This is a genomic window from Stenotrophomonas sp. TWI819 (assembly GCF_039673075.1).
GTDB classification, from domain to species: domain Bacteria; phylum Pseudomonadota; class Gammaproteobacteria; order Xanthomonadales; family Xanthomonadaceae; genus Stenotrophomonas; species Stenotrophomonas rhizophila_B.
The window spans coordinates 148,708-163,869 of the sequence record NZ_JBDJKY010000001.1; the positions used below are offsets into that span (position 1 = coordinate 148,708).

A 15,162-nucleotide genomic window follows, 5' to 3' on the forward strand; every position below is an offset into this window, starting at 1 on the left:
ACCATGCCGTCCTCGACCCGTAAAGCCGCCTCGCCCCTGATCGATGCCCAGGTGCATGTCGAGGGTTTCGTGCAGGTGCGTGAAGCGCGCCGGTCCGAGCTGGTCGAGGATTACGTGGAGCTGATCGCGGATCTGATCGCCGATGGCCGCGAAGCCCGCCAGGTGGATATCGCCACCCGGCTCGGCGTAGCGCAGCCCACTGTCGCCAAGGCGCTCAAGCGGCTGGTCAAGGAGGGCTGGGCGATCCAACGGCCGTATCGCGGGGTGTTCCTGACCCCGGCCGGCGAGCAGCTGGCGGTGGAGATGCGTGCCCGGCACCAGACCGTGGAGCAGTTCCTGCTGGCGCTGGGCGTGGACGCCGATTCGGCGCGACGCGACGCGGAAGGGATCGAGCACCACGTCAGCGAGGCCACCCTGGCCGCGTTCGAGGCCTTCGTGCGCAAGGCCAACGGCCATGGTTGAGCGCCTCGCGCCGCCGCCCCCGCTGGGCGTGCCCGTGCACGACCAGGACGAGCATTGGATGCGTCACGCGCTGGGCCTGGCGGAGCGTGCCGAGCGTGAATTCAACGAGATTCCGGTCGGCGCGGTGCTGGTCGGTGCCGATGGCACCGTGCTCGGCGAAGGCTGGAACCTCAACATCGCCGACCATGACCCCAGCGCGCATGCCGAGATCGTAGCGATGCGGCAGGCGGGCAGGGCGATCACCAACCACCGGCTGATCGGCAGCACGCTGTACGTCACCCTGGAGCCCTGTGCGATGTGTGCCATGGCGATCGTGCACGCACGCGTGGCGCGGCTGGTGTATGCGGCCACCGACCCCAAGACCGGTGCCTGCGGCAGCGTGTTCGACCTGATCGGCGACCCCCGGCACAACCATCGTGTGGAGATCCACGGTGGCGTTCTGGCCAAGGATGCCAGCACCCGGCTGACCAACTATTTCCGCGCCAAGCGCGGCAAGCCACCGCTGCTGCTGGAGTAAAGACCCCGCAGCGACAGGGTCGTGACGGGTTGGCGGTATCATGTGGGCCTTATCCATTCCCGGTCGCGGCGCAAGCGGTGGCCCAGCACAAGGCGAACACATGGCGGACAACGGCGCAGAAGGCGAGCGACTGATCTGGATCGATCTGGAAATGACCGGCCTGGACACGGACAACGATTCGATCATCGAGATCGCCACCGTGGTCACCGACGCGCAGTTGAATGTGCTCGCCGAAGGGCCGGAGTTCGCGATCCATCATCCGGTGGAGCGGCTGGAGGCGATGGACGAATGGAACCGCAACCAGCATCGTCGCTCGGGACTGTGGCAGCGCGTGGTCGAGAGCACCATCACGCTCGGGCAGGCGGAAGCGCAGACCATCGCCTTCCTGCAGCAGTGGATCAAAGCAGGCGCCTCGCCGATGTGCGGCAATTCGATCTGCCAGGACCGTCGCTTCCTGCACCGTGAAATGTCGCGTCTGGAAAAGTACTTCCATTACCGCAATCTGGACGTCTCCACGATCAAGGAGCTGGCCAAGCGCTGGGCGCCGGGCGTGGCCGCCGGCGTGGGCAAGACCGCCAGCCACACCGCGCTGAGCGACGTGCACGATTCCATCGAAGAACTGCGCCACTACCGCCAGTTCATGGGCGCGCTGTCGGGCCTGCCGGCCTGACCCGAACGCCGGGCGTCGCCCGGCAACGCGGCCTGTGCGCAGGCGTTCAGCCACCGGCAGGCGAGGCAACGAGCGGTATACATCGGCGGCGCTATCATCGCGGCCATGAACGCCATCACTTCGCCGCAACCGCCGCCGCTGTCGTCCTCGATCCTGCCCACCTCGCAGGACTGGCGCGACCTGCAGCGTGCGGTGGACCTGCTCGAATCGCCCACGCTGACCGCCAAGATGGCCAACCTGATCGGTTCGCCGCTGGAGTTCGCGGTCAAGCGCCTGCCGGATTCGGTGTCCCGCCGCATCCACGGCGCGGTCGAAGCGGCGCTGTTCAAATCCGCCCAGGCCGCGTTGTGGACGATGGACAACACGCCCGGTAAAGCCGCCTCGACACGCTGGCACAAGCTGGCCGCAGCCACCTCCGGTGCGGTCGGCGGCGCGTTCGGCTTCACCACGCTGTTCATCGAGCTGCCGGTGTCCACCACGATCATGATGCGTTCGGTGGCCGACGTGGCCCGCAGCGAGGGCTTCGACCTGCGCGAGATGAGCACCCGGCATGCCTGCCTGGAAGTGTTTGCGCTGGGTGGCAACTCCGGCAAGGACGATGCCAGCGAGACCGGCTACTACATCACGCGTGGCTTCACTGCCGAGGTGATGCGTCACCTGTCCGCCGAGTTGGCCGGCCGCGCGGTCGGCGGCAGCCCGGTGATGATCGGGCTGACCCCGAAGGAAGCCGGCAAATGGCTGGCCAAGCTCGTGGAGAAGGTCGCCGCGCGTTTCGGTGTGGTGGTGACCGAGAAGTTCGCCGCGCAGGCGGTGCCGATCGTCGGGGCGGTGGCCGGCGCGACGCTCAATACCATGTTCACCGACTACTACCAGGACGTGGCGCGCGGTCATTTCATCGTGCGCCGGCTGGAGCGGACTTACGGGTACGAGACCGTGCGGGCGGCCTACTCGATGCTGGCGGCCGAGCGTACCTGATTGCCATGACCGCCGAGGCCTGAAGGCGCTATCGACGTCACACAAAACAACACCCCGCTTGCGCGGGGTGTTGTTTTTCATCTCGTCGCCGAGGGGATCAACCCTTGGCTTTGAGCTTGGCCAGACGCAGCCAGGTATCCACCACGGTGTCCGGATTCAGCGACACCGACTCGATCCCTTCCTGCATCAGCCATTCGGCCAGGTCCGGGTGATCGGACGGGCCCTGGCCGCAGATGCCGACGTACTTGCCCTTGGCGCGCGCCGACTTGATCGCCATCGACAGCAGCTTCTTCACCGCCGGGTTCCGCTCGTCGAACAGGTGCGCGACGATCGACGAATCGCGATCCAGGCCCAGGGTCAGCTGGGTCAGGTCGTTGGAGCCGATCGAGAAGCCGTCGAAGATCTCCAGGAACTCATCGGCGAGCAGTGCGTTGGACGGCACTTCGCACATCATGATGATCTTCAGGCCATTCTCGCCCTGCTTGAGGCCATTCTGTTCGAGCACCTCGACGACCTTGCGGCCTTCTTCCAGGGTGCGCACGAACGGGATCATGACCCACAGGTTGTCCAGGCCCATCTCGTTGCGCACGCGCAGCACGGCCTGGCATTCCAGGGCGAAGGCGGCCGAGAAACTCGGATCGACGTAACGGCTGGCGCCGCGGAAGCCGATCATCGGGTTCTCTTCGTGCGGTTCGTAGTTGCTGCCGCCGATCAGGTTGGCGTACTCGTTGGACTTGAAGTCCGACAGGCGCACGATCACCGGGTTCGGGGCGACCGAGGCGGTCAGCGTGGCGATGCCTTCGGCCAGGCGACCGACGTAGAAGCTGACCGGATCAGCGTAACCGGCGATCTTCTCGTCGATCTTCTTCTTGGTCGCCGCGTCCTGGCGGTCGTACTCCAGCAGCGCGTTCGGGTGGATGCCGATGTGGCTGGCGATGATCATTTCCAGACGGGCCAGGCCGATGCCGGCGTTCGGCAGCTGGCCGAAATCGAAGGCACGTTCCGGGTTGGCCACGTTCATCATGATCTTCAGCGGCGCCGGCGGCATGTTGCCCAGGTCCGTGGTGGTGCGCTCGAACTCGAGGATGCCGTCGTAGATGAAGCCGGTGTCACCCTCGGCGCAGCTCACGGTGACCTGCTGGCCGTCCTGGATCAGCTGGGTGGCGTTGCCCGAGCCGACCACGGCCGGCACGCCCAGCTCACGGGCGATGATCGCCGCGTGGCAGGTACGGCCACCGCGGTTGGTCACGATGGCCGAGGCGCGCTTCATCACCGGCTCCCAATCGGGGTCGGTCATGTCGGCGATCAGCACGTCGCCGGGCTGCACGCGGGCCATGTCGTCCAGGGTGCGCACCACGCGGGCGGTACCGGCACCGATCTTGGCACCGACGGCGCGGCCTTCGGCCAACACCTTGCCGTCCTTCTGGTTCAGTGCGAAACGTTCGATCTGGGTGGCATGGCCACGCGACTTCACGGTCTCCGGACGCGCCTGCACGATGAACAGCTTGCCGCTGACACCGTCCTTGGCCCACTCGATATCCATCGGGCGGCCGTAGTGCTTTTCGATGACCAGCGCCTGCTTGGACAGTTCCTGCACGTCCTCGTCGCTGATCGAGAAGGTGTTGCGCAGCTCGGCCGGGGTGTCTTCGATGCGCACGCGCTCACCGGGGACATCCGAATACACCATGCGGATCGCCTTGCTGCCGAGCGAGCGGCGCAGGATCGCCGGCTTGCCGGCGCTCAGGGTGGGCTTGTAGACGTAGAACTCGTCCGGGTTGACCGCACCCTGCACGACCATTTCGCCCAGGCCGAACGAGGAGGTGACGAATACCACGTCGCGGAAGCCGGACTCGGTGTCCAGGGTGAACAGCACGCCGGAGGAGCCCACGCCCGAGCGCACCATCAGCTGCACGCCGGCGGACAGGAACACGTCCTCGTGCTTGAAGCCGTGGTGGACGCGGTAGGCGATCGCGCGGTCGTTGTAGAGCGAGGCGAACACTTCCTTGACCTTGAGCACGACATCGTCGGCGCCGGTCACGTTGAGGAAGGTCTCCTGCTGGCCGGCGAAGGAGGCATCGGGCAGATCCTCGGCAGTCGCCGAGGAGCGCACCGCGACTGCCACGTCGCCGCCGCCGTTTTCGCTGCACAGTTTGGCGTAGGCGGTGCGGATGTCCTGGTCCAGCGCCGGATGCAGCGGGGCATCGATCACCCAGCCGCGGATTTCCTTGCCGGCCACGGTCAGGGCACCGACATCTTCCACGTCCAGCGTGGCCAGCTTGTCGAAGATGCGCTTGGACAGGTCGTTGTGGGCGATGAAGTCCTTGAAGGCTTCAGAGGTGGTTGCGTAACCGCCGGGGACAGACACCCCCAGACCGGCAAGATTGCCGATCATTTCGCCCAGCGACGAATTCTTGCCGCCTACGCGGGCCAGATCGGCCAGGCGCAGTTCGTGCAACCACAGGATGTTCTCGTTCAAGCGCGATGCTCCGTTTGGCCATCGCCCGAGGCGGGCTGGATGGCCACGTCCGTAGGAAGAAGCCGATATGATGCCGGGCAGACCGCTGTCGGCACAAGCTTGTATCGACAGCCTTTTTAAGCTTCGGAGGGGGTAAAAGCCGTATGTCGACGATCCGTCCGGTGTTCTACGTGTCCGATGGAACCGGTATCACCGCTGAAACCATTGGGCATAGCCTCCTGACCCAGTTCTCCGGGTTCAGCTTCATCACCGACCGAATGTCGTTCATCGATGATCCGGAAAAAGCGCGGGAAGCCTGTGAAAGGATCCGTGCAGCGGGTGAGCGCTACCAGGTTCGGCCGATCGTGGTCAGTTCCTGCGTGGACAGCGGGCTGAGCATCATCCTGGCCGAAAGCGGCGGGTTGATGCTGGACGTGTTCGCCCCCTTCATCGAGCCGCTGGAGCGCGAACTGGCGGTCAACCGGCATTCCCGGGTGGGCCAGGCCCACGGCATGGTCGACTTCGAGACCTACCACCGCCGCATCAATGCGATGAACTTCGCACTGACCCACGACGACGGCATCGCCATCAACTACGACGATGCCGACGTGATCCTGGTGGCCGTGTCCCGGGCCGGCAAGACCCCGACCTGCATCTACCTGGCCCTGCATTACGGGGTCCGCGCGGCCAATTACCCGCTGACGGATGAGGATCTGGAGCAGGACCGCCTGCCGCCGCGGCTGCGCCCGTACCGCAAAAAGCTGTTTGGGCTGACCATCGACCCGGACCGCCTGCAGCAGATCCGCCAGGAGCGCCGCCCCAATTCGCGCTACGCCAATCTGGAGACCTGCCGCCGCGAGGTCGCCGCGGCCGAGACCATGTTCCGGATGGAGCGGATCCCGACGCTGAGCACCACCCACACCTCGATCGAGGAGATCTCGAGCAAGGTGCTGGGCACGCTGGGGCTGCAGCGCGAGATGTACTGATCCGGCGCGCCCCTTGAACAACAAAGGGGGCTCTTCCTTCGTCCGGGGCCGGGACTACCCTGCGTCCGTGAACCGGTGGCGGGCCGCCCCTTTGGCCGGGCGGCTGCCGCCCCCACGTTGGGAGATCAACGTGTAGGATCGACCCATGGCCCAGGCATCGCCCCGTATCGAACGCATTCCCCGGCTCAGCCGCTTGAGTTGGCTGATGGGCCTGTACGCCGAGAACTACCAGCACCTCGTGCGCCTGTTCGCCCCCGCCGAGCTCGTCCCGGGCAGCTACGTCTCCTCGATCGGCGATGGGCTGGATGTACGTCTGGACGTGATCGAGTGTCACCGTTACACCGTCGAGCTGCGCCTGACCTATGACTTTGCCGACCCGGTCACCGGGCAGCCGGATCCCTCGGCGTATGTGCGCCTGTACCGTGACGCCCGCCAGGCCGAGACTACCCATTGCTACGTGGGCCGCCGCTGGCAGGATGTGGTGGGCATGTACCCGCCGCCGGCCGAGCTGATCAGCCACCGCATGCGGATGAACACCTTTCTCGGCAAATGGCTGGAATACCTGGCCGAGCGCGGCCACGGCGTGGCCACGCTGCGCCGCGATGGCACGGTGACGGCGCCGGCCGACGCGCGCCGCACCAGCCTGGTGCCCTGAGCCGTCCCCGGGCGGATCACGCATAATCGGGGGTCTGTGTTCCCGAGCCTTTGCGAAATGCCTTATACCCCCATCGTGGCCACCCTGGGCTACGTGCTGTCCGCCGACGGCAAGCAAGTGCTGATGATCCACCGCAATGCCCGCCCGGGTGACCTGCACCTGGGCAAGTACAACGGCTTGGGCGGGAAGATGGAGCGCGATGAAGATGCCGCTGCCTGCATGCGCCGCGAGATCCGCGAAGAGGCCGGTATCGAGTGCGGGACCATGCGCCTGCGCGGCACGATCAGCTGGCCGGGCTTCGGCAAGAACGGTGAGGACTGGTTCGGCTTCGTGTTCGTCATCGATGACTTCACCGGCACACCGCTGACCTCCAACCCGGAGGGCACGCTGGAGTGGGTGGACGTGGACAAGATCGACAGCCTGCCGCTGTGGGAGGGCGATCGCAGCTTCCTGCCGCTGGTCTTCGACGACGAACCGCGCGCCTTCCACGGGGTGATGCCCTACCGCGACGGCGCCATGCAGTCGTGGAGTTACACCCGGCTGTAATACCGGTCGGCGGCCGGCACTACCGGCGGGCGAGCAGCAGGTGGAAGTGCTTGGTCACTTCGCGGCCGTCGTTGCTGCGCCCGGTTTCGCGATGCGTGCGCCAGGCCTGCACCGTCAAGCCGGCGCTGCGCAGTGCCGACTCGACGTCGGCCAGTTCATGCAGATGGAACCCGTGCGCGGTGAACGGCAGGGTGCGCATGAAGGCGGCATCGCCGAAGGCCAGGCAGAGCCGGCCACCGGGGCGAAGCACGCGGGTCAGTTCGGCGAACGGGAATTTCAGTTCGTCCCAGAAATACAGGGTGTTCACTGCCAGCGCCGCATCGGTGCAGGCCGAGTCCAGGGGCAGGGCATGCGCATCGCCCAGACGGACGTCGGCGCGATCCTGCAGCGCGTGCGCGGCCAGCAGCGCGTTACCCGCGTCGACCATCGCCGCTGAGACATCGACACCCACGTAGCGGCTGCGCGGCGTGCGCAGCAGGTCCGGTGCGAAGGCGGCATTGCCCGGGCCGATCTCCAGCACCTGTTCGCCAGGGGTGATCGACAGCAGGGCGATGGCGGCGCGGTTGAGGTCACCGTTGCTGCGGTTCATGGCGTCGGCCACGGCAAGCGCATGCTCACCGTGCGGATGGCGCAACTGGGCGGCCAGATCATCGTGGGAAAGCACGCGCAAGACTCCTGTCGGTGGGCGGCAGGACCTGGCGGCGGCGGAGTCCATTGACCAGCTTAGCCGACCCGCGGCCGCTGTGGGGAGGGATGCAGAGCGGGATCGGGACGAGGCAATGAGGATCGGTGATCAACAAATGACCATCGTCGCGTCTATTGAGATCGAGTTGTCCACAGGGGGTGTGGATGACTCGTGGGCAAGTTTGTGGATAAGCCGCGTCGGCCCCCGCCGGTACTCGCTGTCAAGATGGGTGGCCAAAAATTCACCGCAGGTCGTGCTGGCGTGAACGGCGCGGCAAGGCTGGAGTACGGTGGCGTAGGGAACGCTGTCCCGGCGCGGGCCGCTCGCGGTACTCTCTTGCCATTGCCGCCACCTGATCCTTCATGAAACGTCACTTCTCGATGTTGCGCGAGTTCCACCTGGCCGACTGGTTCACCCTGGCCAACGCGTTCTGCGGCACCGGCGCGGTCTTTGCCGCCATGCGCTACCTGCAGGATGGCGAGCGCAGCTATCTGCTGTTCGGCATGGCCCTGATCCCCTTGGCCTTCATCTTCGACGCGCTGGACGGGCGCATCGCCCGCTGGCGCAAGTCCAGCTCCACGCTGGGCCGTGAGCTGGATTCGCTGTCGGACATCATCTCCTTCGGCGTCGCCCCGGCGGCGCTGGCCTATGCCTGCGGCATGCAGGGCGGCTGGGACTGGCTGGTGCTGAGCTACTTCGTCTGCTGTGGCGTCAGCCGCCTGGCGCGCTACAACGTGACCGCCGAAGCGCTGGCCGGCGAGGGCGACAAAGTGCCTTACTTCGAGGGCACCCCGATCCCGACCAGCCTGGCGCTGGTGGTGGTGCTGGCCGTGGCGGCAAGCGTCGGCGCTACCGGCGCGGACCTGTGGCTGGGCCAATGGCAGCTGGGGCCGTGGCAGCTGCACCCACTGGTGCTGCTGTTCGCGCTGTCCGGCTCGCTGATGATCAGCAAGACCCTGCGCATCCCCAAGCCGTGAGGCACGGCAGCGCGGCATTGCTATCATCGTTCCCCGAGACGGGAGGACGGTCATGACCACGGCGGGCAGTGGCAGCGGCGCAGGCGATGTAGAAGCCCTGGCGCGGCAGTATTTCAGTGCGTGGGGCGATGCCCTTCGGCACGCTGCGGCACCGCCCGGCGCTACCGCCGGCCCCGAAGGCCAAGGCAACTGGCAGCAGGCGATCGATTGGTGGGCACAGATGATGCCCAACGCCGCCAGCGGCCCGGCCGATGAAGCGGTGCATCGCTTCCGTGAACAGGCCGGTGGCTGGTACGGCACGATGCAGCAGGTCGCCGCGCAGTTCGCTGGTCGCGATACCACCAGCGCAGAAGTCGCGCAGGCGTGGCGCACGGCGGTGCTGGGGCAGGGCGACGGGCTGCTGCAGTGGATGCTGCAGGGCGCCCGCGGACATACCCAGGCCGAGGGGCCGGATCTGCTGCAGCTGTTGGAAACCCTGCAGCGTCAGTTCGGTCCATGGCTGCAGAGCCCGGCGTTTGGTCCCGGCCGTGAGCACCAGGCCCGCTGGCAGGCGCTGCTGCGGGCCCAGCAGGACTACCAGGCGCACTCGCGCGATTACGTGGATCAGATCAAGCAGGCGCTGGACGATGCGTTCACCCTGTTCGAGCAGCGCCTGGCCGAGCACGAACAGCCGGGCAACCAGCTGACCAGCGCGCGGGCGATGTTCGATCTGTGGATCGATGCGGCCGAGGAGGCCTATGCGAAGGTCGCGCTGTCCGAGCCGTTCCAGGCGGTGTACGCCTCGCTGGGCAACGCCCAGATGCGGTTGCGCGCGGCCGCCCAGCAGGAGATCGAACGGTTGACCGAGAGCTTCGGGCTGCCGACACGCACCGAAATGGATGCAGCACATCGCCGGATCGCCGAGCTTGAGCGGCTGGTGCGACGCATGGCCGCCGGCGCGGGTGCGGCACCTGCCAGTGCGGCCAAGGTGCGCAAGCCCGCAGTGAAACCCGCCGCCGCGAGCAAGCGCACACCCCGCGCGGCCAAGCCGGCCAAGGCAACCAAGCCCACCACCAAGCCCCGGAAGCGCAGCGAATGAAAGGCCCCCTGGGCTTCAACGCCGAAGACCTGCTGCAGGAAACCCTGGCCATGCAGCGCAAGCTGATGGACGGGCTGAAGCTGCTGCCCTCCGTGGACGATGTCGATTACGGCGTGACCACCCGCGAGGAAGTCTGGCGCGACGGCAAGGTCACGCTGTACCGCTTTGTCGGCAGCGAGCCGCCGGTGCATGCCACGCCGCTGCTGATCGTCTATGCGCTGGTGAACCGGCCGTACATGGTCGACCTGCAGACCGACCGCTCGCTGGTGCAGAAACTGCTGGCACTGGGTCACGATGTCTACGTGCTGGACTGGGGCTACCCGGACCGCTCCGAGCGCTACCAGACGCTGGAGGATTACCTGCTGCGCTTCGTCGATGGTGCGGTGGATCACCTGCAGGCGCACAACGGCGGCGAGCCGATCAACATGCTCGGCATCTGCCAGGGTGGCGTGTTCGCGCTGTGCTATGCCGCGCTGCGCCAGGCCAAGCTGGCCAACCTGATCACGATGGTCACCCCGGTCGATTTCCACACACCGGACAACATGCTCTCGCACTGGGCGCGCCAGGTGGACGTGGACCTGCTGGTGGACACGCTGGGCAACATCCCGGCCGACCTGATGAATGCCAGCTACCTGATGCTCAAGCCGTTCCGCCTCAACGTGCAGAAGTACGTGGGTTTGCTGGACATCCTGGACGACAAGGACGCGCTGGAGGATTTCCTGCGCATGGAGAAGTGGATCTTCGACTCGCCCGATCTCGCCGGCGAAGCCTTCCGTGACTTCATCAAGCAGTTCTACCAGGGCAATGGCCTGATGCATGACGGCGTGCGCATCGGCGAGGACACCGTCGACCTCCAGCAGGTCACGTTGCCGGTGTTGAACATCTATGCCGAGCAGGACCATCTGGTCCCGCCGGATGCGTCACGCGCGTTGCGCGGCCGGATCGGCAACATGGATTACACCGAGAGCAGTTTCCGCGGCGGCCATATCGGTATCTATGTCTCCGGGCGGGCCCAGCGCGAAGTGCCCGTGACCATCACCCGTTGGTTGAACGAGCGTTCGCAATGAAGCCTCGTCGCCTTCTCTGGCTGGCTGTGGGTCTGTTGGGCATCGGTACCGCCCACGCCGCACCCAGCGAAACCGCCCGCCGCGAGATCGCCGGCCTGATCGGCGCGCTGGATGGCTCCAGTTGCCGGTTCCAGCGCAATGGCAGCTGGCACGATGCGCCCGAGGCGCGGGCCCATCTGCAGCGCAAGTACGACTACCTGCTCAAGAAAGACAAGGTGGACACGGCCGAGCAGTTCATCGAACGTGCCGCCAGCCAGAGCAGCATGAGCGGCAAGCCCTACCGGATTGCCTGTCCGGGCCAGCCCGAGCAGACCGCAGCGGTGTGGTTCGGCGCGCGGCTCAAGGCCCTGCGCCAACGCACCCCGTAGACACGGTTCGCGCTAGAGTCGGCACCTACCGGCTCGAGACCCCGTGCATGAACACACCGCCGCGCCCGCTGTCCCGTTCGCTCAACGACCGCATGATCGCCGGCGTCATGGGCGGCATCGCGCATCGCTACGGCTGGAACGTCACCCTGGTACGGGTGCTGTTCGTGCTGATCTCGATCGGTTCGGCCGCCTTCCCGGGCATCCTGGTCTACCTGATCCTGTGGCTGTTGATCCCCAACGAGGCCGATTGAGCCTCTCGCCGGGGCTGCTGCGCGCGCTGCAGGGGCTTGGCGCGCTGTGGACCTCACCCAACACCCTGATCGGCCTGGCCGCTGGCACCGCCGGGATGCTGGCCGGTGCGCGCCCGTCGTGGAACGGGCGTGACTGCGCGATCGTGTTCCGCGAATTTCCGTGGGGGCCGGGCGGGGCGATCACGCTGGGCAACGTCATCCTGCACACCGGGCCGGTGCTGGACGTGCCATGCCGCACCTATGCACACCAGGCCGGTCACGCCACCGAGCCGGTGATCGGGTTGCACGACCACGAACGTGCGCACGTCTACCAGTATCTGGTGCTGGGGCCTTTGTACCTGCCGGTGTACCTGCTGTGCGGTGGGGTCAGTGCACGCAATCCGTTCGAGCGGGCGGCCGATGTCTATGCGCTGCAGGGGCGGGGCTGGTGGCCATCGTGGCGTGCTGCGCGGTGACGTTATTTCCGCGTTAATTTCATGTAAGAAAAACGTCGACAACGCGACGTCATCTGCATGCAAAAAAACGTTATTAGCCTGCATGACGAATCAGTCAGGTTTGCCGGGGTAAGCTTGCAGCGCTGTATGAGCAACCGTTTTTCTGGAGGAATACATCACATGGCAATCGTTCTTTATGTCGGTGGTAGCAAGGATGGCGACAAGGGCCTGGTGCCCCATGGTTTCAGCAAGTCCCAGGCCGATACCGAGCTGGGTCCGGAGATCTACACCGAGCGGTTCATGGAACTGCAGGGTGTGGGCAAGGTGCGGGTGATGGCGTTGGAGTCGATGCACGACGAGATCGTCTACCAACGCGCGGCCGTGCATTACCGGTAAGCCAGTCACACCGCAGAGGTGCCCGGTTGTCGCGGGCGCCCGCGCCGGCATCGCAGCCCCACGCAGGATGCCGGCGTGAACGCAGGACCTTCGTGTGGTCATCGCCACGGGGCGACAGGTTCGGCCCGACCTGTCAACGGCTTTCCCCCGCCGCCGCGCATCGCCAGAATGGGTTCTTTCCGCAAAAGCGGCTCCGGCCGGAAGCAATGCCTGACATCAAGCTCGCGCAGCAGATCGCCCAGACCATCGCCGATGAGATCGGTGCCCAGACCGCCCAGGCCCTGGCCGCCATCGCCCTGTTGGACGAAGGCGCCAGCGTTCCGTTCATCGCCCGCTACCGCAAGGAAGTCACCGGCGGGCTGGACGATACCCAGCTGCGCAACCTCGAAACGCGCCTGACCTACCTGCGTGAGCTGGAAGACCGCCGCGCCGCGGTGCTGTCCAGCATCGACGAACAGGGCAAGCTCAGCGACGAGCTGCGCAACGAGATCCTCGGCGCGGACACCAAGTCGCGCCTGGAAGATCTGTACCTGCCGTACAAGCCCAAGCGCCGCACCCGTGCCCAGATCGCGCGCGAAGCCGGCCTGGAGCCGCTCGCCGATGGCCTGCTGGCCGATCCGGGCCTGGACCCGCAGGTGTTTGGCGCGACCTTCGTCGATAGCGACAAGGGCGTGGCCGACGTCAAGGCGGCCCTGGAAGGTGCGCGCGCGATCCTGATGGAGCGTTGGGGCGAAGATGCCGCGCTGGTCGGCGAGCTGCGCACCTGGCTGGGCGAGAACGGCGTGATCCGCGCACGTGTCGCCGAAGGCAAGGAAGAGCAGGGCGCCAAGTACCGCGATTACTTCGAACATGCCGAGTCGCTGGCGAAGATTCCGTCCCACCGCTTGCTGGCCCTGTTCCGCGCGCGCCGCGAGGAAATCCTGTTCCTGGAACTGGACCCGGGCAGCGATGCCGAGGCCGGCAATCTGTATGCCGAAGGCCGTGTCGCGCACAACGCGGGCATCCGTGATGCCGGCCGCCCCGGTGATCGCTGGCTGCTGGACGCCTGCCGCCTGACCTGGCGCGCCAAGCTGCACATGCACCTGCTGCTGGACCTGTTCAACCAGGCGCGCGAAAAGGCCGAGGCCGAAGCCATCTCGGTCTTCGGCGACAACCTCAAGGACCTGCTGCTGTCCGCCCCGGCCGGCCCCAAGGCCGTGCTCGGCCTGGACCCGGGCATCCGCACCGGCTGCAAGATCGCGGTGGTCGATGCCACCGGCAAGCTGGTCGCCACCGACACCATCTACCCGCACGAGCCGCGCCGCCAGTGGGACCAGTCGCTGCACACGATCAAGCAGCTGTGCGTGCAGCACAACGTGGAACTGATCGCGATCGGCAATGGCACCGCCAGCCGCGAGACCGACAAGCTGGCCGGTGACGTGATCAAGGCGCTGGGCGACACCAAGCTGCAGAAGATCGTTGTCAGCGAAGCCGGCGCGTCCGTCTACTCGGCGTCGGAATTCGCGGCCAAGGAGTTCCCGAACCTGGACGTGTCGATCCGTGGTGCGGTGTCGATCGCGCGCCGCCTGCAGGATCCGCTGGCCGAGCTGGTCAAGATCGAGCCCAAGGCGATCGGTGTGGGCCAGTACCAGCACGACGTGGACCAGTACCGGCTGGCGCGTGCGCTGGATGCGCGCGTGGAAGACTGTGTCAACGCGGTCGGCGTGCACGTCAACACCGCCTCGGCGGCGCTGCTCTCGCGCGTGTCGGGGCTGTCGTCCACCGTGGCCGAGAACATCGTGCGGCATCGCGATGACAACGGTCCGTTCAAGCGCCGCAAGGATCTGCTCAAGGTGCCGCGGCTGGGCGAGAAGACCTTCGAGCAGTGCGCCGGCTTCCTGCGCATCGCCGACGGCGACCAGCCGCTGGATGCCTCCTCGGTGCACCCGGAAGCCTACCCCGTGGTGGAGCGCATCGTGGCCGCCACCGCACGCCCGATCAAGGCACTGATTGGCGACGGCAGCTTCCTGCGCGGGCTCAAGGCGGAGCAGTTCACCGACGCCACCTTCGGTGTTCCGACCGTGCGCGACATCCTCAAGGAACTGGAAAAACCCGGCCGCGATCCCCGCCCGGAGTTCAAGGCGGCCCGTTTCGCCGACGGGGTCGAGGAGCTGAAAGACCTCAAGGTCGGCATGATCCTGGAAGGCGTGGTCAGCAACGTGGCCGCGTTCGGTGCCTTCGTGGATATCGGGGTGCACCAGGATGGCCTGATCCACATCTCCGCGCTGTCCGATACCTACGTCAAGGATCCGCGTGACGTGGTCAAGGCCGGTGACATCGTCAAGGTGAAGGTGCTGGAGGTCGACGTGGCGCGCAAGCGCATCGCGCTGACCCGCCGTCTGGATGACACCCCGGCCCCGGCCAAGGCGTCCGGTGAGCGCGATGCGCGCCCGGCCGGTGGCGGCCGCCGTGACGGCGGGGCGGGCAATGGGCCGCGCGGTAGCGGTCGTGGCACCCCGTCCGGCCCGCGGCCGGGCAGTGCGGCGCCGCCGGCCAACAACGCGCTGGCCGATGCCTTCGCGCGGGCCAAGCGCGGCGGTTGAGGCCGGCGCGGGAACGCCCAGAGGCCGCCTTCGGGCGGCCTTTGGCGTTTCAGGCGAC

The 15,162-nt window shown here is 66.6% G+C and carries 17 protein-coding genes; 15 read left to right on the forward strand and 2 right to left on the reverse strand.

Translation table 11 applies throughout. From position 1 onward, the window contains the following. Positions 1 to 3 precede the first annotated feature (3 nt). From mntR to ABE463_RS00680, 4 genes are all read left to right on the forward strand, one after another. On the forward strand, positions 4 to 462 hold the full coding sequence (gene mntR, locus ABE463_RS00665) for a manganese-binding transcriptional regulator MntR (RefSeq protein ID WP_123729561.1): 459 nt from the start codon (positions 4 to 6) through the stop codon (positions 460 to 462). Continuing rightward, a complete protein-coding gene (gene tadA / locus ABE463_RS00670; RefSeq protein WP_088435395.1) occupies positions 455 to 979 on the forward strand; it encodes a tRNA adenosine(34) deaminase TadA in 525 nt (174 codons plus the stop codon). The genes mntR and tadA overlap by 8 nt, the downstream gene beginning before the upstream one ends. A 100-nt stretch (positions 980 to 1,079) precedes the next feature. Further along, positions 1,080 to 1,649 carry an oligoribonuclease gene (gene orn, locus ABE463_RS00675; RefSeq protein WP_259259725.1) on the forward strand — a complete coding sequence of 190 codons (570 nt, stop codon included), beginning with the start codon at positions 1,080 to 1,082 and terminating at the stop codon, positions 1,647 to 1,649. Between the two features lie 105 nt (positions 1,650 to 1,754). Then, the gene (locus ABE463_RS00680) at positions 1,755 to 2,624 is read left to right on the forward strand and encodes an EcsC family protein (RefSeq protein ID WP_123729765.1); all 870 of its coding nucleotides are present in this window, start codon (positions 1,755 to 1,757) and stop codon (positions 2,622 to 2,624) included. Positions 2,625 to 2,721: 97 nt separating this feature from the next. Here ABE463_RS00680 and ppsA read toward each other — a convergent pair whose 3' ends face one another. Then, on the reverse strand, positions 2,722 to 5,100 hold the full coding sequence (gene ppsA / locus ABE463_RS00685; RefSeq protein ID WP_313211142.1) for a phosphoenolpyruvate synthase: 2,379 nt from the start codon (positions 5,098 to 5,100) through the stop codon (positions 2,722 to 2,724). A gap of 143 nt (positions 5,101 to 5,243) precedes the next feature. Between ppsA and ABE463_RS00690 the strand changes: the two genes are divergently transcribed. The 3 genes from ABE463_RS00690 (at position 5,244) to ABE463_RS00700 (ending at position 7,266) form a co-directional block, all read left to right on the forward strand. Beyond that, complete coding sequence (locus ABE463_RS00690; protein ID WP_019184148.1) at positions 5,244 to 6,065, forward strand: pyruvate, water dikinase regulatory protein; 822 nt, start codon at positions 5,244 to 5,246, stop codon at positions 6,063 to 6,065. A 145-nt stretch (positions 6,066 to 6,210) separates the two neighbouring features. Next, entirely contained in the window at positions 6,211 to 6,720 is a 510-nt protein-coding gene (locus ABE463_RS00695; protein WP_259259729.1) for a DUF1249 domain-containing protein, read from the forward strand. Positions 6,721 to 6,777: 57 nt separating this feature from the next. Next, positions 6,778 to 7,266 (forward strand): 8-oxo-dGTP diphosphatase, encoded by a 489-nt coding sequence (locus tag ABE463_RS00700; protein WP_088435401.1) that lies wholly within the window; start codon positions 6,778 to 6,780, stop codon positions 7,264 to 7,266. Positions 7,267 to 7,285: 19 nt separating this feature from the next. Here ABE463_RS00700 and ABE463_RS00705 read toward each other — a convergent pair whose 3' ends face one another. Next, positions 7,286 to 7,936: a class I SAM-dependent methyltransferase gene (locus tag ABE463_RS00705; protein WP_346466879.1), complete on the reverse strand. Its 651-nt coding sequence runs from the start codon at positions 7,934 to 7,936 to the stop codon at positions 7,286 to 7,288. Between the two features lie 377 nt (positions 7,937 to 8,313). Between ABE463_RS00705 and ABE463_RS00710 the strand changes: the two genes are divergently transcribed. The 8 genes from ABE463_RS00710 (at position 8,314) to ABE463_RS00745 (ending at position 15,104) form a co-directional block, all read left to right on the forward strand. Next, positions 8,314 to 8,928, forward strand: coding sequence for a CDP-alcohol phosphatidyltransferase family protein (locus ABE463_RS00710; protein ID WP_070474651.1), 615 nt, complete (start codon positions 8,314 to 8,316; stop codon positions 8,926 to 8,928). A 52-nt stretch (positions 8,929 to 8,980) separates the two neighbouring features. After that, entirely contained in the window at positions 8,981 to 10,006 is a 1,026-nt protein-coding gene (gene phaE / locus ABE463_RS00715) for a class III poly(R)-hydroxyalkanoic acid synthase subunit PhaE (protein WP_346466880.1), read from the forward strand. Further along, on the forward strand, positions 10,003 to 11,073 hold the full coding sequence (gene phaC, locus ABE463_RS00720) for a class III poly(R)-hydroxyalkanoic acid synthase subunit PhaC (RefSeq protein ID WP_346466881.1): 1,071 nt from the start codon (positions 10,003 to 10,005) through the stop codon (positions 11,071 to 11,073). Before phaE ends, phaC begins: the two co-directional genes overlap by 4 nt. Further along, on the forward strand, positions 11,070 to 11,441 hold the full coding sequence (locus tag ABE463_RS00725) for a YfeK family protein (protein ID WP_346466882.1): 372 nt from the start codon (positions 11,070 to 11,072) through the stop codon (positions 11,439 to 11,441). The genes phaC and ABE463_RS00725 overlap by 4 nt, the downstream gene beginning before the upstream one ends. A gap of 47 nt (positions 11,442 to 11,488) precedes the next feature. Then, complete coding sequence (locus ABE463_RS00730; RefSeq protein ID WP_123729552.1) at positions 11,489 to 11,692, forward strand: PspC domain-containing protein; 204 nt, start codon at positions 11,489 to 11,491, stop codon at positions 11,690 to 11,692. Then, complete coding sequence (locus ABE463_RS00735) at positions 11,689 to 12,147, forward strand: hypothetical protein (protein ID WP_259259733.1); 459 nt, start codon at positions 11,689 to 11,691, stop codon at positions 12,145 to 12,147. Before ABE463_RS00730 ends, ABE463_RS00735 begins: the two co-directional genes overlap by 4 nt. A 159-nt stretch (positions 12,148 to 12,306) precedes the next feature. Next, on the forward strand, positions 12,307 to 12,522 hold the full coding sequence (locus ABE463_RS00740) for a hypothetical protein (protein ID WP_282257565.1): 216 nt from the start codon (positions 12,307 to 12,309) through the stop codon (positions 12,520 to 12,522). A gap of 206 nt (positions 12,523 to 12,728) precedes the next feature. Further along, on the forward strand, positions 12,729 to 15,104 hold the full coding sequence (locus ABE463_RS00745; protein ID WP_346466883.1) for a Tex family protein: 2,376 nt from the start codon (positions 12,729 to 12,731) through the stop codon (positions 15,102 to 15,104). Positions 15,105 to 15,162: the final 58 nt, after the last annotated feature.